Annotated in this window: 16 protein-coding genes and 1 pseudogene; 11 read left to right on the top strand and 6 right to left on the bottom strand. The window is 48.3% G+C overall.

Translation table 11 applies throughout. The annotated features are described in order from the left end of the window. Positions 1-4 precede the first annotated feature (4 nt). Both HQ49_RS09430 and HQ49_RS09435 read left to right on the top strand, forming a co-directional pair. Positions 5-1,156: a sodium ion-translocating decarboxylase subunit beta gene (locus HQ49_RS09430; protein ID WP_018965433.1), complete on the top strand. Its 1,152-nt coding sequence runs from the start codon at positions 5-7 to the stop codon at positions 1,154-1,156. A 310-nt stretch (positions 1,157-1,466) separates the two neighbouring features. Next, a complete protein-coding gene (locus tag HQ49_RS09435; protein ID WP_039419663.1) occupies positions 1,467-3,764 on the top strand; it encodes an outer membrane beta-barrel protein in 2,298 nt (765 codons plus the stop codon). Between the two features lie 731 nt (positions 3,765-4,495). Here HQ49_RS09435 and HQ49_RS09440 read toward each other — a convergent pair. After that, positions 4,496-4,993, bottom strand: a pseudogene (locus HQ49_RS09440) (transposase); the annotation flags it as partial. 472 nt (positions 4,994-5,465) lie between these two features. Here HQ49_RS09440 and HQ49_RS09445 point away from each other — a divergent pair. From HQ49_RS09445 to HQ49_RS09485, 9 genes are all read left to right on the top strand, one after another. After that, the gene (locus HQ49_RS09445) at positions 5,466-6,884 is read left to right on the top strand and encodes a tetratricopeptide repeat protein (RefSeq protein WP_230587240.1); all 1,419 of its coding nucleotides are present in this window, start codon (positions 5,466-5,468) and stop codon (positions 6,882-6,884) included. A 66-nt stretch (positions 6,885-6,950) separates the two neighbouring features. Further along, positions 6,951-7,829 carry a nucleoside phosphorylase gene (locus tag HQ49_RS09450; RefSeq protein WP_018965438.1) on the top strand — a complete coding sequence of 293 codons (879 nt, stop codon included), beginning with the start codon at positions 6,951-6,953 and terminating at the stop codon, positions 7,827-7,829. A gap of 117 nt (positions 7,830-7,946) precedes the next feature. Beyond that, on the top strand, positions 7,947-9,683 hold the full coding sequence (gene lysS, locus HQ49_RS09455) for a lysine--tRNA ligase (protein WP_039419666.1): 1,737 nt from the start codon (positions 7,947-7,949) through the stop codon (positions 9,681-9,683). 85 nt (positions 9,684-9,768) lie between these two features. Next, positions 9,769-10,773 (top strand): NAD(P)H-dependent glycerol-3-phosphate dehydrogenase, encoded by a 1,005-nt coding sequence (locus tag HQ49_RS09460; protein ID WP_018965440.1) that lies wholly within the window; start codon positions 9,769-9,771, stop codon positions 10,771-10,773. A 31-nt stretch (positions 10,774-10,804) separates the two neighbouring features. Then, the gene (locus HQ49_RS09465) at positions 10,805-12,142 is read left to right on the top strand and encodes a glucose-6-phosphate isomerase (protein WP_018965441.1); all 1,338 of its coding nucleotides are present in this window, start codon (positions 10,805-10,807) and stop codon (positions 12,140-12,142) included. 19 nt (positions 12,143-12,161) lie between these two features. Then, positions 12,162-12,764: a DUF4290 domain-containing protein gene (locus tag HQ49_RS09470; RefSeq protein ID WP_026292270.1), complete on the top strand. Its 603-nt coding sequence runs from the start codon at positions 12,162-12,164 to the stop codon at positions 12,762-12,764. A 33-nt stretch (positions 12,765-12,797) separates the two neighbouring features. Next, entirely contained in the window at positions 12,798-14,102 is a 1,305-nt protein-coding gene (murA, locus tag HQ49_RS09475; RefSeq protein WP_039419667.1) for a UDP-N-acetylglucosamine 1-carboxyvinyltransferase, read from the top strand. Positions 14,103-14,108: 6 nt separating this feature from the next. Then, complete coding sequence (gene rimM, locus HQ49_RS09480; RefSeq protein WP_018965444.1) at positions 14,109-14,636, top strand: ribosome maturation factor RimM; 528 nt, start codon at positions 14,109-14,111, stop codon at positions 14,634-14,636. After that, positions 14,633-15,790 carry a 1-deoxy-D-xylulose-5-phosphate reductoisomerase gene (locus HQ49_RS09485; RefSeq protein WP_018965445.1) on the top strand — a complete coding sequence of 386 codons (1,158 nt, stop codon included), beginning with the start codon at positions 14,633-14,635 and terminating at the stop codon, positions 15,788-15,790. The genes rimM and HQ49_RS09485 overlap by 4 nt, the downstream gene beginning before the upstream one ends. 71 nt (positions 15,791-15,861) lie before the next feature. On the opposite strand, the gene ruvC is transcribed toward HQ49_RS09485, so the two are convergent. The 5 genes from ruvC to HQ49_RS12845 form a co-directional block, all read right to left on the bottom strand. Further along, on the bottom strand, positions 15,862-16,434 hold the full coding sequence (ruvC, locus tag HQ49_RS09490; RefSeq protein WP_039419668.1) for a crossover junction endodeoxyribonuclease RuvC: 573 nt from the start codon (positions 16,432-16,434) through the stop codon (positions 15,862-15,864). A gap of 7 nt (positions 16,435-16,441) precedes the next feature. After that, complete coding sequence (locus HQ49_RS09495) at positions 16,442-16,753, bottom strand: DUF4286 family protein (RefSeq protein ID WP_039419669.1); 312 nt, start codon at positions 16,751-16,753, stop codon at positions 16,442-16,444. 232 nt (positions 16,754-16,985) lie between these two features. Further along, a complete protein-coding gene (locus HQ49_RS09500) occupies positions 16,986-18,296 on the bottom strand; it encodes a pyridoxal phosphate-dependent aminotransferase (RefSeq protein WP_039419670.1) in 1,311 nt (436 codons plus the stop codon). Positions 18,297-18,338: 42 nt separating this feature from the next. Next, positions 18,339-20,396 (bottom strand): acetate--CoA ligase family protein, encoded by a 2,058-nt coding sequence (locus HQ49_RS09505; protein ID WP_039419671.1) that lies wholly within the window; start codon positions 20,394-20,396, stop codon positions 18,339-18,341. A 209-nt stretch (positions 20,397-20,605) separates the two neighbouring features. Further along, positions 20,606-20,989 carry a DUF1661 domain-containing protein gene (locus tag HQ49_RS12845; protein ID WP_152569172.1) on the bottom strand — a complete coding sequence of 128 codons (384 nt, stop codon included), beginning with the start codon at positions 20,987-20,989 and terminating at the stop codon, positions 20,606-20,608. Positions 20,990-21,528 lie beyond the last annotated feature (539 nt).

Genomic DNA, 21,528 nt, shown 5'->3' on the forward strand with positions numbered 1-21,528 from the left:
TGATATGACCGGATTCGGGAGCTTCTTAGCAAACAATATCGAGGTATTCCTTTCTTACACAGGCTTCGCCAATGCCACGCCCGGCCACTTGGTGATGATTCTGGTCGGATTGCTTTTCATCTTTTTGGCAATCCGGTATGAGTTTGAGCCTATGCTGCTCATTCCCATTGGCTTTGGGATCCTCATTGGCAACATCCCCTTCAAAGATGCCGGTCTGCAGATCGGCATTTACGAAGAAGGATCGGTGCTGAATATCCTCTATCAAGGGGTGACTAAGGGATGGTATCCACCACTCATATTTTTGGGTATCGGTGCGATGACCGATTTCTCTGCTCTTATCGCTAATCCGAAGCTGATGCTGATCGGTGCGGCAGCGCAGTTCGGTATCTTCGGTGCCTACATATTGGCTTTGTATCTTGGGTTCGAACCCAATCAGGCCGGTGCTATCGGTATTATCGGAGGGGCAGATGGACCTACGGCTATCTTCCTTTCTTCCAAGTTGGCACCGAATCTGCTGGGTGCCATCGCAGTCTCTGCATACTCCTATATGGCCTTGGTGCCGATCATCCAACCTCCTATTATGCGCCTTCTGACCACGAAGAAGGAGCGTATGATTCGGATGAAACCACCGCGTGCCGTATCTACTACGGAGAAGCAGATATTTCCGATCGTGGGGCTGCTGCTTACTACCTTCCTTGTACCTTCAGGTTTGCCATTGCTGGGAATGCTGTTCTTCGGTAATCTGTTGAAAGAAAGCGGTGTTACTCGGCGTTTGGCTGAGACGGCACGTGGCCCGTTGATCGATGTTATTACCATTCTTTTGGGCGTTACGGTCGGAGCCTCTACGCAGGCGACCCAATTCCTGACTTGGAACTCAATCAAGATTTTCATCTTGGGTGCTTTCTCTTTCATCATTGCCACGATGGCCGGTGTTTTGTTCGTGAAGATTCTCAACCTCTTCTTGCGAGACAAGCTCAATCCGTTGATCGGCAATGCGGGAGTTTCGGCTGTTCCTGACTCGGCACGTATTTCGCAGGTCGAAGGGCTAAAAGCCGATCCGACGAACTACCTGCTGATGCACGCTATGGGACCCAATGTGGCCGGTGTGATCGGCTCAGCAGTTGCTGCCGGTATCCTTCTCGGATTCCTCGCCTAAGCAAGTTTCTATAATCTCAATAGGCCGCCCATTGAACAGCCTTTTCTGTTCGGTGGGCGGTTTTTCTTTTGCTTCCGGCAAGAAAAAAAGTTGCGCTAATGATACGACAGCTATTTCTATGAGGACAATGACAGAAAGAAATAACTCTTCAAAAACTTTACTCTTATTGCTGCTATTGGGCTTATTCTAGCTTGAAGTCTGTATTTTTGGAGTAAGAAAATACCGTAATTTCCTCTTGCCGCATTTTATGGTAGTCGTATTTTCTGTAAAACTAATTCACCTGCCGAACAAAATGTATTCTAAGCGAATAATGCCGACGAGAGCAATCCTATTCTCTCTTTTGCTGACATTGCTCCCTCTATCTCTGTATTCGCAGGTAAGAGGCGTGATTTTGGATGCCAAGACCCGTATTTCGATCCAAAGTGCAGGCGTAAGAGCTTATAATAAAGACTCTGCGATGATCGATGGGGTTATAAGCGATGAGGACGGGCGATTCGTCATTAAAGCTAAGCATGTGATCAGGCTGCATATCAGCTACGTGGGCTACGAAGATCGTGTGCTGGAGAATCCTGATGGCCTTACGGGAGATATGGGCGAAGTCCTGATGAACGAGGCTGTCATGAACTTGGAGACCGTTTCCGTCACTGTCGCTTTGAGGCGTACGGGAGCCACGAAAGAGACCATCATGATAACCGACTCACTGAGAAAAGGTGCGATAAGCAGTGCCCGACTCTTGGATAAAATCCCCGGCATACGTACCGATTGGATTACCGAAGCGGTCAAAATCGGTCATGAAGGCAACGTACCGGTCGTCGTTAACGGTCAGGAAGTGGAGCCTCAATATGCCATGAGCATCAATCCCAAACGGATCAAGAAGGTAGAGATTATCCGTTATCCGACAGGGAAATATGCCGATTATCCCGTTATTGTCAATCTGGAGTTGTTCGAGGACTATGTCGGCTGGGACATAGCACCACGCCTTACGGCTATGTCCTCGCTTAGGTATAAGTATACCAATCGGGAGAACGTTGCCGTCAATGCCACTTGGTCTATGAATCGGTGGAACGTGTACGGCTCAGCGGAATATGGCCACAGACATCTATACGATGTATCCGCATTTGAAAAGCGATACGGAGATCTCTACGCAGAGCAGACAGCGGATATCGACCTCTATGATCCCAATATGCGCAGTCGGCGGCACAGCGGAATGATCAATATGGGTGTTGATTATCGGCTTACTCCTCTTCATATCGTATCGCTCCAAACAAGAGTGGATTTGGATAAGTACAAAGAGCAAGACGATCATCTCCTATTCACGGGCATCCCTGGAACTCCATCACAGAAGTTTCGACTGTCGGGAAACAGCTACGAAGCACAGAGCAGTGCCGTCAGGGCTTCCTACGAGGGGACAATATCCGCAAAAATGAATCTGACGGCCGATTTGCTGTACAACCATTATCATGTCGATGAAGAACGGATTTACCGATTGGGAGAGGATTATTTGTCCGAAAAAGCCTACCGAGGTCGTAAGGATTATTTCGCACAGAGTATAAATATGGCATACGGGGTCTCTTCCAAATGGAAACTCCTCTTGGACAATACATTTACTTGGCGTCGCTATGTCAATCGGGAAAAGACTGCACACGATTTCTCTTTCCAATCCGAAGACTTGCGCAACAGGTTCAATGCCGGTTTCGAGTACAGCTCCGGCAGGAGATTCGAACTATCGGCAGGCAGCAGCTTGCTGACTATCAGAAACAGTGAAAGGGGAGAAAACCGTACTGTCTCATCCTTTATCCCTTATCTGAAGCTCTATTGGCAACCGATCGACTTCATCGGTCTGAGGCTGAACTATTTCAACTCGGTCGATTACCCCACTTTGGACCAACTCTCCACCGCTCAGTGGCAGGTGGACCCATACATGATCCACCAAGGCAATCCCGATTTGAAGGCCAGGATTATGCACTATGCCGAAGCCCGGCTACAGCTCGGCAGGCTGTTCAAACTGACTTATATGCACAAAATATCGGACGACGATATAACCCTCTTCTATGAGCGTATGCCCGATGGTCTCTTCGTCGAGACGCTGACCAACAGCAAATACCGGCATGCTTATTTCAGCATCGAGGGCGATTATACTTTGGCCGAGGGCCTGAACCTGACGGCTCTTGCCAATTACCAATGGTACACCCGTTACAAGACACCCGACGACAAGCGATACGGCTATACCTATACTTTCGATACCCAGCTCGTCTACGCCCTGCCGAAAGCCAAGATAAATCTCGTGTCGAACTACTACCTCCGTTATGATTGGCTCCCACTGTTGCAGGGGAGAGAATACTTCCAGGAAGAGCTGCTTGGTTGTGGGGTGAACAGGATGTTTTTCGACAATAAGTGCTCCGCCACACTCATGTTCGGATTGCCGACGAATCTGATATCGAAGAGGACATTCAGGGAAATAGACATAGAGGGCTACCGATCGGTTACCTACGGCGATGGGCGGATGAATTCCTTCATCGTCTCGCTGAATATCCGCTATAGCCTCGGCAATGGAAAAGCACGAAGATATTCGAGCGAAACCCAAATAGAACAGGAAAAACAGAAGTGAAAAATGCCTCCACCTCTGCTCCGATGTAGGCAGAAGAGTGTAGAATTTCAGGGATAAAAGCAACTAAGATAATCGGTATTGTGACCGAAAAATAGGTGTCAAAAAAGATTTCAACAGCGAAGACGAGTTTAGAATCATTCCAAATAAGCCGGCTCTAAGAAGTCTGATTATGATGCAAAAGAGATGGAAATACACCTTTTTCAGATCGAAATACCTTTCTCGTTATATCGAATAACGATCTATATATAAACCATTTTCCAGTTATATATAAATCGTTTCTCATTTATATATAAATCGTTTCTCATTTATATATAAATCGTTTTCAATATATATAGAAATCGAAAATGATTTGTATATAAATCGCAGCCCCCAAAACGCCATATCGTAAGCTGATAAAACAGAGGCACCCACCTGATTCTCTCATAAATCGGGTGGGTGCCTTATATGTTATAGAAGCTATCGAATGCCTATTCTTGCTTATTCCTCATGGAATAAAATCTCCTCTGTCCTCATGTCGGGGTAGTATATACTTGTATAAGCCGGACGTAATCCGCCTAATGACGGTATAGAAAGAGAGAAGTCAGCGTGCATCATATCTGTTGCTATTAAGTAGTTAGTAAACGTTCGTAAAGCTGTTCTGTTCGATAGACAAGCTCTCCCTGATATACTGCCATCTAAACTGCCGAGAGCACCTTATCGCTCTACAAAAGTAGCAAAAAATCCCAGCAGGGTGAGATTTTGCGCTGGGGTTTATATGGCGTCTCCACAAGGCTTGCATCGGCAAGTACCCCTTCCCTTACCGAAATGTGATGGAGGGAAAGTTGCTTATTAAACTGCACCAATAGTTTGTCCATCAGGCCTAGTTCGGTCAGTGCCGAACGAAATCGACTGATGGTGCTGTGGTCGGGAGAAACCTCTTCCATTTTCAACCCCAACAATCGGGAAAAAGTGATTGAATCATTGATACGCTCCTGCAGAGCACAATCACTGAGGTTATACCATATCTCCAGGAGCAACATCTTGAATAAGAGAATCACATCATAGGCAGGAGCATCGATGGCATTTTGTCGCTTCGTGTATTTCTTGTTGATCAGCGTCCGAATCGGACGCCAATCAATAAGCCTGTCAATCTGATTGAGGAAGTCGTTTTGTGCTTTGCGATAACGCTTTGAAAGGAGTGCGTCTGCAAATGTTACATGCTCATCGGTGTTCTTGGATTGGTATGCCATGGGAAGGATATTATACTGTTTTTAATACTCAAATATAATAAATAACTTCCTATTAAACAATGAATTAATAAACAAAATACAGACTAATTGCCGTGCAAAGGTCTCGATCCGGAACAGTTGAAAGGAATTGAAAGATATTTTCCATAAATCATTGCAGCCAAAATGTTAGTTAAGTCGCTTGAAATCAGATATAAATATACAAAATGCAAGCTACATGAACAAAGAAAAACATCATTGATTTTCAGGTGTTTGAATATTCTTTCAAGGATATTCGATAAATCCAAATGCGATAACCCTGGGCCTGGGAACGATCGGATTCTGCATGTGGGCAATAAACACTATCTTTGTATAGTATCGTGTTGCAACGTCGATAGTGTTCGGCATGCGTGCTCGGCAATCTTTTGTCTCATGAAGGATATCCTTTTGCATTGCAAATGAAACGATAGCAAAGATTCTTTAAGTACAATAAATGATGTGTCGTTCCATAATTCTCTCTCTCTTTGCTTTGATTTCCATTATCGGAGGCAAGCAGCTCTCCGCCCAAAGCGTTTCGGAACTTCGTCTCCTGATCGATAGCGGACGTTATGACAAGGCTTTGCCCATAGCCCAACAGTTGGTGGCCAAAAATCCCAAGCATGCCGATAATAACTATATGCTGGGACTCCTCCTGTACAAGGCAGAACGCTACGAGGAAGCTATTGCTCCCCTTCGTGTGGCCGTAAGCCGGCGGAGCGATGCCTATGAGATGTTGGCGGATGCTTATGCCAAGGAGTATTTCTTCTCCGAAGCTCTTGCTGCACTGGAAAAACAGAAGGCTGCTCTTGTGAAGAAAAAACAGGAAACAGTCTCCGTAGATGCCCGAATAGACCGTATGCGACGAGCTGTGCGCTTGCTGGACAGAGCCGAATGGGTGGAGGTGATAGACAGCGTACGGACGAATAAAGCCGATCTTCTGTCGGCCTACAATCTCATAGCCGATAACGGTCGGCTCGAATGGATGAAAGGAAACCGAGGGGAGGCGACTTCCTTTGTCAATGGACGTGGCGACCATGCCATCATGACGGAGAAAGGAGAGGATGGAGTTTACAGTCTGCATGAAGCCCACCGGATCGGTGGCAAATGGGGCAATGCGATACCCCTCGAAAAACTCAATTCCCGATTCAATGAAAACTTCCCTTCGTTACGGGCGGATGGTTTTACCCTTCTTTTTGCCAGTGATCGACCCGATGGAATAGGCGGATATGATCTGTATATGACCCGTCGCGATTTGGAAGATGGCGTTTTTCTGGAGCCTACTTTGCTCGGTATGCCTTTCAATTCCCCTTACAACGATTATCTGCTGGTGTACGATGAATTGCGTGGGATCGGCTTCTTTGCCAGTGACCGTTTTTGTCCCGCGGATGTTGTCACTGTCTATACCTTCGTTGTCAATGAAGAGGGACGTCCTGTGGCTACCGACGATATGGCCGTCAAAAGGGCGTACGCCTCCCTCAAGAGCATAAAAGCAACGCAAGACCCTGAGCGAGACTACAGTCGTCTGATCGCATCGGCTCGGGACAGCCGCACCGATGCAGAGAAGAAGGCTTCCGAACGACAGATTTATCTCCCTATGCAGGGGATGCGTATCTATACACGTTGGAGCGACTTCCGAAGCAGCGAAGCCAAGTCGCTCTATCAGGATGCGATGGCTCGGAAAAGAAAATTGGAACAGGCGGCCACCCGTCTGGAAGAGTTGCGACTCCTGTATGGAAGAGCATCGGCTTCGGAGCGAAACGGCATGAAGCAGGAGATTCTTCGTCTCGAAAATGCCATTCCTCCGCTGGAAGAGGAAGTCGGCCGAATGGAAAAGGAAGTCAGAAACATAGAGTTGCAAGCCGGACATAGCTTTTAGGCCAACCACGCCGGTCTTTTCGAGAGTGATCTTACGTGTCTCACCTCTTAAAACATTAACGAACTTATGGAAACTAAAAGAACGATTCCCCCCTCCGAGCTGATCATCAATGCGGACGGTTCGGTCTTTCATCTGCATATTCGCCCCGAACAATTGGCCGATAAGGTCATATTGGTAGGTGATCCTGCTCGTGTGGATACGGTCGCCTCTCGTTTCGATCGTATCGAATGCAATGTATCCAGTAGGGAGTTCCACACCGTCACGGGGTGGTATGGCGACAAGCGTATCACGGTGCAGAGCCACGGCATCGGCTCTGATAATATAGATATAGTCTTGAATGAGCTGGATGCTCTGGCCAATATAGACTTCGATACCCGTCAGGTGAAGGATCGGCTGCGCAAACTCACACTCGTAAGGGTGGGGACTTCGGGCGGATTGCAGGACAATACGCCCATAGGATCTTATGTGGCTGCGGAGCGAAGCATCGGCTTCGATGGAGTCATGTATTTCTATAGCGATACGGAGAAGATACGGGATGCAGCTTTCGAAGCAGCACTTCAGGACCAACTGGAGTGGAAAATCGAAGGGCTGAAACCCTACGTGATACCGGCTGACAAGATGCTGACGGATCGAATATGTGGAGAGGACATCCTGCGAGGCGTGACTATTGCAGCCAATGGCTTCTACGGACCGCAGGGGCGTCGCCTGCGCTTACCTCTCAAAGACGAGGATCTGAATAGGAAGATACAGGCTTTCGACTTCAATGGTAGCCGTATTACGAACTATGAAATGGAAAGCTCCTCTTTGGCCGGTCTGGCTGCCCTGATGGGGCACGAGGCCGTCACCGTCTGTTGTATCATCGCAGGTAGGAAATCCGAAAAGATGAATACCTCCTATCAGGGAAGTATAGAGGGCCTTATCGATTTGGTTCTGGAACGTATCTGATAGAAATAAGTTACCTTTGTGAACCAAGGTTTTTCCCCCTCGGACGAATGGCTCCGATCGTTTCGGTATGCAGAGCAGGCGAGTTGCTGCAGGGGGAATATAAATTAGAAGTTTTGCATGAACATACTCGAACTTTCGGAACAAGAAGTCGTACGCCGTAACAGCTTAGAGCAACTGCGTAATTTTGGGATCGATCCATATCCTGCAGCGGAATATACCGTCAATGCCTATTCTGCCGAGATCAAAAGGAATTTCAATGACGATGAGAATGCCGCCAAACGTCAGGTAAGCATTGCCGGACGTATTATGAGCCGCCGTATCATGGGGAAAGCTACATTCATGGAGCTGCAAGATGCGGAGGGACGTATCCAGATCTATATTACTCGGGACGATATTTGTCCGGGTGAGGACAAGGAGTTCTACAATACGGTGGTCAAGAAGTGTACGGATATAGGTGATTTCATCGGAGTGAAAGGGTATGTATTCCGCACTCAGATGGGAGAAATATCGGTGCATGTGCAGGAGATGACTTTCTTGTCGAAAGCTATCCGCCCTCTTCCTGTGGTAAAAGAAAAAGATGGGGAGGTCTTCGATGGCTTCACGGATCCGGAGCAACGCTATCGTCAGCGATACGTAGATTTGGTCGTCAATAGTCATGTCAAAGACATTTTCCTCAAGCGTACGATGGTATTCAATTCGATGCGCAGCTTCTTCAACGAGCGCGGATACATCGAAGTGGATACACCCGTACTCCAGTCGATCCCGGGAGGTGCAGCTGCACGTCCTTTTATCACGCATCATAATGCTCTGGACATTCCGCTCTATCTGAGAATCGCCAACGAGTTGTATCTGAAGCGTCTGATCGTGGGCGGTTTCGATGGTGTGTATGAATTCAGTCGCAATTTCCGAAATGAGGGGATGGACCGCACGCATAATCCTGAATTCACGGCCATGGAGATCTATGTGGCCTATAAGGATTACAACTGGATGATGAACTTTACGGAGCAGATGCTCGAACGCATCTGTATGGATGTGCTGGGTACTACTCAGGTGAAGGTGGGCGAGAAATTGATTGACTTTAAGGCTCCCTACAAGCGAGTGACCATGATCGAAGCCATCCATGAGCATACGGGTATCGACATCAGTGGAATGAACGAGGCCGAGTTGCGTCAGGTATGCGACAAGCTGGGCGTAGAGCACAACGAGACGATGGGCAAAGGCAAGCTCATCGATGAGATCTTCGGCGATAAGTGCGAGAAGAACTATATCCAGCCTACTTTCATCACAGACTATCCGAAGGAAATGTCGCCTCTGACAAAGGAACACCGCACCAATCCGGAGCTAACAGAGCGATTCGAGCTGATGGTCAATGGCAAGGAGTTGGCCAACGCCTACTCGGAGCTGAACGACCCGATTGACCAGCGAGAACGTTTCGAAGAACAACTCAAACTATCCGAGAAAGGCGATGACGAGGCCATGTATATCGACAACGATTTCATCCGTGCCCTTGAATACGGTATGCCGCCGACCAGCGGTATGGGTATCGGTATGGACCGTTTGGTCATGCTATTGACAGGGCAGGAGAGTATTCAGGAGGTACTCCTTTTCCCACAGATGAAGCCTGAGAAGGTGGCTCCACGGGATACGAAAGAGAAGTTCGCCGTTTGTGGCGTTCCCGAAGAGTGGGTACCTGTATTGCATAAAGCCGGCTATCTTACCGTACAGTCGATGCGAGAGGATAAACCGGGCAAGGTGATGCAGCAGCTGATGGACATCAATAAGAAATATAAGATGGGGCTTGCCGGTTTGAATCTGGAAACCGTTTCGGCTTGGCAGGAAGCCCCGTATGAGTAACGATTGTACAAGGATAGCGGTGCGAATAGGAAGGCTCTTGCTCTTCCGTGCGGCTATTCTTTTTTATCTGGATAATTAAAGTATCATGGGGGGAATCGGGAGAATAGGAATATTGGGTAGTGGCAGTTGGGCTACGGCTCTGGCCAAAATCATATTGACCTCTCAACCATCCATCAATTGGTTTATGCGCCGCGAGGAGCAGGCGCAGGGCATTAAGCGTACGGGGCGCAATCCGAACTATCTGCGCGATGCCGTATTCGATCCTCGGAAAATCTCATTTTTTACCGATTCGGATCTTAACAGTTTTTTTAGAGCCAGCGATGTGGTGGTTCTTGTCACTCCCTCGCCTTTCATCAAATCCTATCTGAAGCGCGTTCGATCGTCCAGCATGCGCGACAAGCTGATTATCAATGCTATCAAGGGGATCGTACCGGATGAGAATGTCTTGGTATCGGAATATCTGCACGATTTCTGCGATGTCCCCAACGAACTGATAGGTGTAGTCTCCGGCCCTTGCCATGCAGAGGAGGTGGCCAGAGAGCGCAGATCATATCTGACGGTAGGCTGCTTCGACATAAATAAGGCAAAAGCCATGGCAAACGTACTACGCAACGATTATGTGAGCTGTACGACCAGTCAGGATGTAGTAGGCATCGAATATGCCTCGGTACTGAAGAATGTCTATGCCATTGCCGCCGGAATATGCAACGGTCTGCAGTATGGCGACAACTTTCAGTCTGTCCTGATGTCGAATGCCATTGCTGAAATGAATAGTTTCGTCAATACCGTCCACCTCTTGGAAAGAGAGATCACGGATTCGGTATATTTGGGCGACCTCCTTGTGACAGCTTATTCGAACTACAGTCGCAATCGTACTTTCGGCAACATGATAGGAAAGGGATACAGTGTCAAATCCGCTCAGATGGAGATGGAGATGATAGCAGAGGGCTACTATGGGGCCAAGTGTGTAAGGGAGGTAAACAAACGCTATCAGGTCAATATGCCGATCATGGATACGGTGTACGAGGTATTGTACGAGAAGCGAGATGCTGCCGAGGCCATTACTGCTCTGACGGCACATTTCAAATAATTTCGTTGCACATTAAATACCGAATACGCTAATGGAAAGAATCCGATTGGATCTGTCTAAAACAGGTTTTTCTGTTACGCCTTATGCAGAAGAAGCTGAGATGTTCAATGCCATGTTGGATAAGGGTACCGGCCGCGGAAATGATTTCCTCGGTTGGGTTCATTTACCATCTTCCATCACGGAAGAGGAGTTGAATGCGGTAGAGACTGCAGCTGCTATCCTCAGAGAACGTTGCGACTATGTAGTAAACGTGGGTATCGGGGGCAGTTACCTCGGAGCAAGGGCTGTGATCGAAGCATTGCAAAACAGTTTTGAAGCATATCGCTCGGACAGGGAGAACCCTGTGGTGCTCTATGCCGGTAATAATATCGGTGAAGATTATCTTTCTGGGTTGCTGCATTTCCTACGTGATAAGAGATTCGGTATCATTTATATTTCCAAAAGTGGAACGACTACCGAACCGGCTATTGCTTTTCGTCTGTTGAAAGGTTTGCTGGAGTTCCAGGTTGGATCCCAAGATGCTCGGGAGAGGATCGTGGCCGTTACCGATTCGACCAAAGGAGCACTGAGGCGTATGGCTGATGAAGAGGGCTATCGCTCTTTCGCTATACCCGACAATGTGGGAGGACGTTTCTCCGTTCTTACTCCTGTGGGATTGCTCCCCGTGGCTGTAGCCGGCTTCGATATCCGTCGATTGGTACAAGGTGCAGCCGATATGGAAGCCATGACGGCTTCAGACATTCCTTTTTCGGATAATCCGGCTTTACAATACGCAGCAGCTCGCAATGCTTTGTATGCCGAAGGAAAGAAGATAGAGATATTGGCCAATTTCCATCCCAAAATGCACTATATCGGAGAGTGGTGGAAGCAGCTTTTCGGTGAGAGCGAGGGCAAAGAGGGTAGGGGGATCTTCACGGCAACTGTGGATCTGACTACCGACCTCCATTCCATGGGACAATGGATGCAGGAGGGCGAACGTACGATATTCGAGACAGTGATTTCCGTGGAAAATCAAGATACATGCTTGATGATCCCTTCCGACTCGGCGGATTTGGACGGACTTAACTTTTTGGCCGGAAAGCGTATAGACGAAGTAAATAAGATGGCTGAATTGGGTACCCGACTGGCTCATGTGGACGGGGGAGTCCCTAATATACGCATCGTTTTGCCGCGATTAGATGCTTATTACATAGGGCAGTTGTTCTATTTCTTCGAAAAAGCTGTAGGCGTCAGTGGCTATATGCTGGGGGTGAATCCTTTCGATCAGCCGGGGGTCGAAGGTTATAAGAACAATATGTTTGCTCTACTGAACAAGCCTGGCTATGAAATAGAATCGGCGGCTATGGCAAAGCGGCTGAAAGAGTGTTAGGAATTACAAACATCAGAGGATGAATTATAATAGTAAAATGGAACCATTGGCTATTCCGGAATATGGACGGAATATCCAAAACATGGTAAACTATTGCATGACGATCGACGATCGTGACGAACGGAATCGCTGTGCACAGACGATCATTACAATTATGGGAAACATGTTTCCTGAACGGCGGGAAAACGGTGAGACCAAACATATTCTTTGGGATCATCTAGCCATCATGTCCGGATTCAAGTTGGATATCGATTATCCGATGGAAATCATCAGTCCGGAAATGCTCGAACGGAGGCCCAAAGCCGTAAGCTACTCAGCCAACGACATCGTATATCGGCACTACGGCCATCTCATACAGGAAATGATCCTCAAGGCTTGTGCCATGGAGCAGGGAGAAGAGCGTCATGCACTGGAGTTGCTCATCGCCAACCAGATGAAGCGTTCGTATCTGACGTGGAACAAAGATACGGTGGATGACTACAAGATATTCAAGGATTTGTACGAACTTTCCGAAGGACGCATAGAGCTGACGGAGGAGAATTGTCGTCTGACAATACCGAATGCTTCGGATCGGAAGGACAATAACAACGCCAAACGGAACAAGGTATTCCGGCGGAAATAAATTATACGGACAACTTAAAAACGCATTATCGCTATGGCTTCTTACGTAATAGAAGGGGGCAACAGTCTCAAGGGTGAGATTCTTGTCCAGGGTGCAAAAAACGAAGCTTTGCAGATCATCTCAGCTACGCTATTGACCGATCAGGAGATTGTGGTGCGTAACATCCCCGATATATTGGATGTGAACAACCTGATCGACCTGCTTCGAAACATGGGGGTCAAGGTAAAAAGACCCACCCGTGATACCTGTATTTTCCAAGCCGATAATGTGAATCTCGACTATATCAAAAGCGAGCAGTTTCTTGAGAAAAGCCGTGCTCTCCGCGGTTCGGTGCTGCTCGTGGGGCCACTGATTGGTCGCTTCGGTTACGCTATTTTTCCAAAACCGGGAGGCGATAAGATCGGCCGCCGCAGGTTAGATACTCATCTTGTAGGTATTCAGGCGTTAGGTGCCACATGTGACTACCATTCCGATATGCAGGCCTATGAATTGACTGCAAGCCGGCTTGCCGGTACATATATGCTGCTGGACGAAGCTTCTGTGACGGGTACTGCCAATATCCTAATGGCTGCTGTCCTTGCTGATGGTATTACCACTATTTATAATGCTGCCTGTGAGCCGTATCTGCAGCAACTTTGCAAGATGCTGCTTAGTATGGGGGCGCATATCGAGGGTGTCGGCTCCAATCTGCTTCGTATCGAAGGAGTACAGAGCTTGCATGGCTGTGAGCATAAGATGCTGCCCGATATGATCGAAGTGGGTAGCTTCATCGGAATGGCTGCCATGACGGCTTCCGAGCTTTTGATCAAGGATGTCAGCGTGCCTGATCTGGGTATCATTCCTGCATCATTCCGCCGCTTGGGAATTGCAGTGGAGCAACGAGGCGATGATCTGTTTATTCCTCGGCAGGAACATTATGAGATAGAGACGTTTATGGACGGATCCATCATGACCATTGCAGATGCTCCTTGGCCGGGTCTTACTCCGGACTTGCTCAGTGTCTTTCTCGTGGTGGCAACTCAGGCGAAAGGCAGTGTGCTGATTCACCAGAAGATGTTTGAAAGCCGTCTCTTCTTTGTTGATAAGCTAATCGATATGGGAGCACAGATTATCCTTTGCGACCCTCATCGTGCTACGATCATCGGTTTGGACAAACGTGTTCCCTTGCGAGCTGCAACTATGGTCTCGCCCGATATTCGTGCCGGTATAGCCCTCCTTATTGCAGCCATGAGTGCAGAAGGAACAAGTATCATCCACAACGTAGAACAGATCGATAGGGGTTACCAATCCATAGATACTCGCCTCAATGCTATCGGCGCACGTATCTCTCGCCTTTGATGCTGTATGATCGATTTGGATTCATTGGAGCATATTGGTGTGTTGGGTAAGTCGCATGGTGTTCAGGGAGAGTGCAATGCTCGTCTGACAGCCGATTTGAGTACGCTCTTTGAGGAAGAAGAGCGGTTGTTTCTCTTTTTCGAGCTGGATGCACTGCCGGTTCCGTTCCGTCTTATCGGCTACCGTGAGAAAACCGATGATATTACTTTGCTCCGCTTTGCCGGTATTGAAAGCAAGGAGGAGATAGAGCGATATACCGGTGTGTCTCTCTTTATGGAACGGCGATATTTTGACACCGATTCTATCGAATTTACCTGGGAGCATTTTATCGGCTTTACGGTATTCGACCGAGAAGGTCGTTCGGTGGGGATGATCGATGATGTGGACGAGAGTACATTCAATGTCCTTTTGTCTATAACGACACCCGAAGGCAAAGAAATCCTTTTACCCGTAGCTGAGGATTTGGTAGAAGAGATGGATGTGCCAAATCGGAAACTAACGATGATTATTCCCGACGGGCTACTGGATTTATGAAAAAAAATATAGCCATTCTTGGTTCGACCGGATCCATCGGTACGCAGACGCTCGATATTATCCGTCTGAATCCGGATCTCTTCGATGTCTATCTCCTCACGGCAAACAATAATGTAGACCTTCTGATCCGACAGGCACGCGAATTCCGGCCGGAAATAGTCGTAATAGCCAATGACCAAAAATACCATCTCGTACAAGAGGCTTTAGCCGACTTGCCTATCAAAGTATGGTGTGGAGCGGAAGCTATTGCCGATGCTGTGACAGCTCCGGACATCGATATGGTTGTGACGGGTATGGTGGGCTATTCGGGGCTGTTGCCTACGATCAAGGCCATCGAAGCCCGGAAGATGATAGCACTTGCAAACAAAGAAACTCTCGTTGTGGCAGGCGAACTCATCATGCGACTGGCCCAGGAGAATCAGGTGCCTATCCTTCCCGTGGATTCGGAGCATTCGGCTATTTTCCAAACACTTTTAGGCGAGAGACAGCGGCCGGAGAAGATCCTTCTGACAGCTTCGGGAGGTCCTTTTTTGCACCTGACGGCGGAGGAATTGCAGCATGTCACCCGTGAACAGGCTCTCCGCCATCCTAATTGGAATATGGGGGCAAAGGTGACTATCGATTCTGCTTCGCTCATGAACAAGGGATTTGAGATGATCGAAGCCAAATGGTTGTTCGAGATGCAACCCGACGAGATCGAAATACTCGTACATCCACAAAGCATAATACACTCCATGGTGCAGTTTCGCGATGGTTCGGTCAAGGCTCAACTCGGTATTCCCGATATGCGTTTGCCTATCAGTTATGCCCTTGGCATTACCCACCGCATCCCGAACGATTATCCACGGGTGGATTTCACAGCTGCACCCCTGACCTTCGAACGCCCTGATCTCGAACGATTCCCCAACCTCTCTTACGCTTTCGACGCGATTCGTTTGGGTGGGAATGCTCCTTGTGCGCTCAATGCTGCCAATGAGATTGCCGTGGCTGCTTTCCTGCGCGATGAGATTTCTTTTACGGATATGAGTCGTCTGTTGTATGAAGTGATGGAAAAGCACGAATTGTATCGAGAAGTATCTTTGCCCACTTTCATCGAGACGGACAGTAGCACACGCCGAGTCGCCCAGTCCCTTCTGCCCAAATTTCGCCGGTAAGTATCCCTCTACCGAAAAATCAAATTCTTTTGCTGTTGAAAGAGTGTGTTGCGAAGAAAGACACACTCCGATTACCGGCGTACCTTATCCGGATTCTGATTGACGAAGTCTTTCCAATTCTTGACTGCTGATCCGCCCGAACGAGCCATAGGCCCCGACGTCTGAAAGAAGTGGCAGACGGCAGCTGCCAGTCCGTCCGTGGCATCCATTTCCGGTAACATCTGTTCGTCAGGTATTCGTAAATAGCCTTGGAGCATGCCGGCTACCTGCTCTTTGCTCGCATTGCCATTACCCGTAATTGCTTGCTTGATGCGCATAGGAGCATATTCCGTAATGGGAATGTCGCGAGCCAAGGCTGCTGCCATAGCGACACCCTGAGCCCGCCCTAACTTGAGCATACTCTGTACATTCTTCCCGAAGAAAGGTGCTTCGATAGCCATTTCATCCGGCAGGAACTCATCGATCAGGCCTGTAATCCTGTCGAATATGCGTTTCAGACGGATATAGTGATTGTCGAATTTCTCCAGACGTATTACCCCCATAGCCATGAGTCGGGGAGTATTTCCCACGACGTGAAGCATCCCATAGCCCATCAGTATTGTGCCGGGGTCTACTCCCATGATAATGCGTTCCTTCGGACTCATCTTTTGCTTACAATTCTATTCTCCTCATCGTGGTGGTAAAGCCCATGACCTTGTTGCCGAACTTTTGGATGAGGGTAGCTATATGTTTCGCTCCCGTACCACACCAATATACGTCTATATTAGTCGGTTGGTCGGCGAGGAAATGGAGTGCCAGTGATACGCCTTCTTCTTCCTGTGCTTCCTTTTCGATGCGGTGTAGGGCAGGGGAGTGCATAGATCCGTCAGCAATGACCGATGGGATGAAAGTCGAGCGAAGATAGTCGATCAATGACTCCTCTACGGCAGCCTCCGTTACCCATGTTATATTGTACAAAATCATTCTGTGTATTCCTTTCAGAGATAACGCAAAGTTATGAAAAACCGCAATGAGCACTTTTCCTCCAAATATATCGGAGCTTGTACACTTTTTGAGGACAGTATCCCTGTTTCTCTGTCAGCGGAGAAGCTCACCGCACAGTCTCTCTCAAAACATACAATTTGCCCGACTCTCCGAAAAGGGAGAGTCGGGCAATTTTATGAAAGGACGGAAGGTAATAGTGTCCTAAATGCCTTTATCCTTCAGCATTGAGCATTTGGAGTCGCTTCTCCAGGTCAGGGAATTGGCTTTCGGGTAGGAGCGACGTACAGATACGCATAGCTTCGTTGCGCTTGCTGCCTGTCGTTTTTAGCGTGATGGCACACATGCCATAGCGTACAAACTTCTCGATCAGCTTGCTGCTATCCATACCCTTATAACCGACCGTGAAGTAGAACCCATCTGCCAGCGGTTCATCGCCGTCCTTGTCATAGACGATATTGAAGCCGTTGTCAAGGAACATTTTCTTCATGATCTGAGCCTTCCGGCCATATTCGATTACAGAGTCGCGGAAGTTATATTCTCCATCGTTGCAGGCTTTGAGCATGGCTGCCATACCCCATTGAGCAGAGTGAGTGGCTCCCGAAGACAGAGCATACAGAGCCGATGACGACAATGCCTCGCCGAACCGCAGACGGCCGAACGATTCTTCCAAATCCGGATATTCACGCTCGTAGAGCTTGCCCGATATCATGAGTACTCCGATGCGCTGACCGGCATAGCTGAATGCTTTGGAACTGGAGAGAGCCAGTATATAATTGTCCGTGTAGTTGGCTACCGAAGGCTGATAGAGCGGCTCGCCCGGACGGGAATAGTCCTTACGGAAGTCCATGCCGAAGTATGCCAAGTCTTCTATGACGATGACATCGTATTTGGTCGCCAGCTCACCGATGATGCGCAGCTCTTCGTCCGTCATGCACTGCCAAGTGGGATTGTTCGGGTTGGAGTAGATGATGGAGCAGAACTGTCCCGTCTGCAGATAGCTTTCGAGCTTCTCACGCAACTTTTCTCCACGGTATTCGAAGAGGTCGAAGCTTTCGAACTTCTGACCGAGGATGCGACACTGCAGCTTGTTCAGATTGAACCCGGGGTCGATAAAGAGCGTACCGTATTCACGGTTTTTGTACGTGCGATTGGCCACAAGGAAAGATACGAAGCAACCCTGCATCGAGCCTACCGTAGGCACGCAGGCACGTGCCGGTATGTCGATATTGACAAAGAGTTTTGCAAAGCGCGATGCCTCCTGCTTGAGCTCGGGCAGACCATCCAGGTTGGGATAAATGGATGCCACACCTTCGCGTAGCTTTTGTATCTCCGTTTCTATGCCTATCTGAGGTGCAGGCAGTCCGGGTACACCCATTTCCATTCGGCAGAATTTGGCGCCGGTAGCCTTTTCCAGATTGGTCACCAAAGCGACCAGGTCTCGGATCGAAGCCATGCCGAGGTCTTTGATGTGCAGTTCGTCTTGCTTTTCACGAATCAGTTTTTCATCGATTGGAAAATTCATCTCTTGGTATTTTTTACTGTGTTCTTGAAATTCTTTTATCTCTTACTTCGCATCGCTCAGACGAACTACCACGTCTACGGCCGAGAGTCTTTCTCCACGTCCCATCAGTGGATTGATGTCCATCTCCTCAATCTCGGGTACTGCAGCCAGCAAACGGGAGATTTTGCAGAGCGTATCGGCGATTACTTCGTCGTTGATACCCTGTTTACCACGAATACCGCGAATGATCGGATAGGACTTGAGCGAACGGATCATTTCCAGAGCTTCGTTTTTGCTGAGAGGAGCCAAAGCACAACGAATATCTTTCATCACTTCCACGAATATACCACCGAGACCGCAGGTAATCAGATGGCCGAATTCGCCCTCTTTCTTCACTCCGATGAAGACTTCCACGCCGCTCTCCATCTGTGACACCTGTACCCCCTCGGCACCCTTGATTTGCATCAGCTTGCCGAAGCTCTCTTTTACGCCTTCTTCGGTCGAAACGTTCAGGATTACACCTCCGGCATCGGATTTGTGTGCCAGTCCCATTACCTTCATAGCCAGTGGGAAACCGATGCTACGTGCTGCGTCCAGAGCTTCTGCCTCTGTTGTCACCAGACGCTCTTGGGGGCGAGTGATACCGGTCAAATCCAACAGCCGGAGCATATCGCCGGTTCCGAGCATACCGCTTTTGCCGGCGAGCAGATGGCGGATTTCCGCTGCTTTGGGCAGTTCGCTCTCTTCAGTCATTTCGGGCGTGGGTGTTTGGTAGACTTTGCAGATGGCACGTGCCAAAGCCACTTCCTCTTCAAAGAGGATGCCTCCCTGAGCAATGAAACGCTCCATTCCTTCCTTCGCGTTGATCACGGAAGGCAATACGGCATAGATCGGCTTCTTGCATTTTTTCTGCTGTTCGCGTATTACATCGTAAGCATCGCTCACATCGAATAGTCCGGGACTACCGAAGATCACGACCATACCGTCTATCGTATCCAGATCCTTCTCGCAAGTATCGATCACTTTCGACAACTGCTCTGCCGTTCCCGTAGCGAGAATGTCGATCGGGTTGGCCACGGAAGAACCGTCGAACAGCTCCGATAGCAATGTGCGAGTTTTCTCTTCGGGAATGGGGGGGACGGACATACCTCCATTGGAGAGAGCATCCGTCAGCATAACGGCCGGACCGCCTGCATGTGTGATCACTGCCATATTCTTGCCGGTGAGTACCGGATGTTGGAGTACGGCACCCACCGTAGCCAGCTCTTCACGGCTGTAGCAGCGTACTACACCGGCTTTGCGGAAGAGGGCATCCACAGCCACGTCGGAGTTGAGCATGGCACCTGTGTGTGAAGCGGCGGCACGTCCCCCGTCCGAAGACGTTCCTGATTTGATGGCAGCAATGCGACAGCCTTTCTGCACCAATGATCTGGCATGTTTCAGGAAGCGTTTCGGCTTGGAGATGGTCTCTATATATAGGAGCAGCGTATGAGATGAAGTGGCAGTATCGAATGTCTCGTCCAGATGTTCGAGTACATCTTCCACACCCGTTTGAGCAGCGTTGCCGACCGAATATACCGATGAGAAAGAAAGCCCCTTACTCAGAGCCGACTCCATGATAAATACGGCAGTTGCCCCCGAACCGGAGATAAAGTCGCATCCCTTAGGAGTAAGTACCGGCACCGGAGTGGTAAATACCGATTGGTGCAACGGATTCATTACGCCAACGCAGTTGGGGCCGATCAGGGTAGCTCCGGCTTCATTGGCCAGTTCGGCCATTTGTCGCTCGAGAGCCTTGCCTTCCGCACCCATTTCGGAGAATCCTGCAGAGAATACGATGATTCCTTTGGTTCCTTTTTCTTTCACCAGCACCTCGATCGTAGGTGGGCAGAAACGTGCAGGGATAGCCAAAATAGCCAAATCTACTTGGGGCAGATCTTTCACGTCGGGCACACATTCCACTCCCTGTACGTTAGATACTTTCGGGTTTACACCCAATACACGACCCTGAAATGAGCCGTTCAGAATGTTTTGTAATACTTTTCCACCGGGTTTTGTCACATCTTGCGACGCACCGATCACCGCAATAGTACGCGGTTCGATTAGTTGAGGAGTTATCATTATGTAATGCTTTAAGAAATCAGGCTTGAACCCTTTTCGGCAAAGAAAGAGAGGCGGATATTGCAGTCTGATGGATTTCTCTCTTTTTGCGGGCTCACAATATTACATCCTTTTTCCTACACGACGAAATAATTCTGCCGTGAAAAACGTGCAAAAACACTGAAAAAATGCGCTTCACGCCCGTCTTATCCCATTAATCTCATACCATGTCATTCGGATTTCGCAGTCTTTGTGAATACCGATCGAATGTCCGATTTGCAAAAGTCGAACCACAATCCGATTGATTGCGGTTCGTAAATTCTGAATTTCCGGAGTGGGAAAGTTTTCGTTTTGGTTCCACTTTTTTTCTTTTCCCGCGCCCAAACGAAAAAGTTCTCAGGCCATGTTTTTTCGAGTCGTATGTCACGAATTTTGCAGACGAGAAAATTTCTGCCGCACATCACTCCGTACCTCAGCATCATCTCTATCGGTCCTATTTTTTTATTTGTAGAAAAATTTTTTTCTCTTCTCATTCTGTTTCTTTTGCGCTCTTTTTTGTTTCTCTTGCGCGCGCGAACCGTATTATATATGCCTGTATTTTCGGTTTTTCTCATGGGTGATGTCTTTCCTTTTCCGCATGTTTTGTGGGTATTTTTGAGGAAAAAACTCTTTGAAAGATTTGGCTGTAAAGAAAAAAGGAGTACTTTTGTGACCGCAAAAGCGATCCATGACCGATTTACCGAGGATGAAGGGGTTTTTCCGACAAGCGGGTCGGGGGGCTCTTTAACGGGAAGGACGGCAAAACGCCTCCTTTATTCAAAGTCAGGCGAAAAAACGCCGATTGATTTTGCTGATTCGGAAAAAGGTTTTACTTTTGCACCCACNAAGACAGCGATCATTGACATTGTTCATACGAAGAACAAAAGTGTAGTACAAGAAAAAGAGGCGAGAGAAAAGGCTTCGTTCATTCTTTTGCATCTGCTTTTAATATTTAAAGAGCAGGCTGAAAACGAAGGGGATATGATGAATCTTACTCTCGACTTCTTAAGGAAATCTACTCTGTCAAAGAGAAAGAAAAGACCGAGAGGGAAAAAGAAACCGAGGTGTACTACCTGATAAATCGAATTATCGTCAAGGATAATTTTTTCAGTCT

Source organism: Porphyromonas gulae (genome assembly GCF_000765945.1).
GTDB classification, from domain to species: Bacteria; Bacteroidota; Bacteroidia; order Bacteroidales; family Porphyromonadaceae; genus Porphyromonas; species Porphyromonas gulae.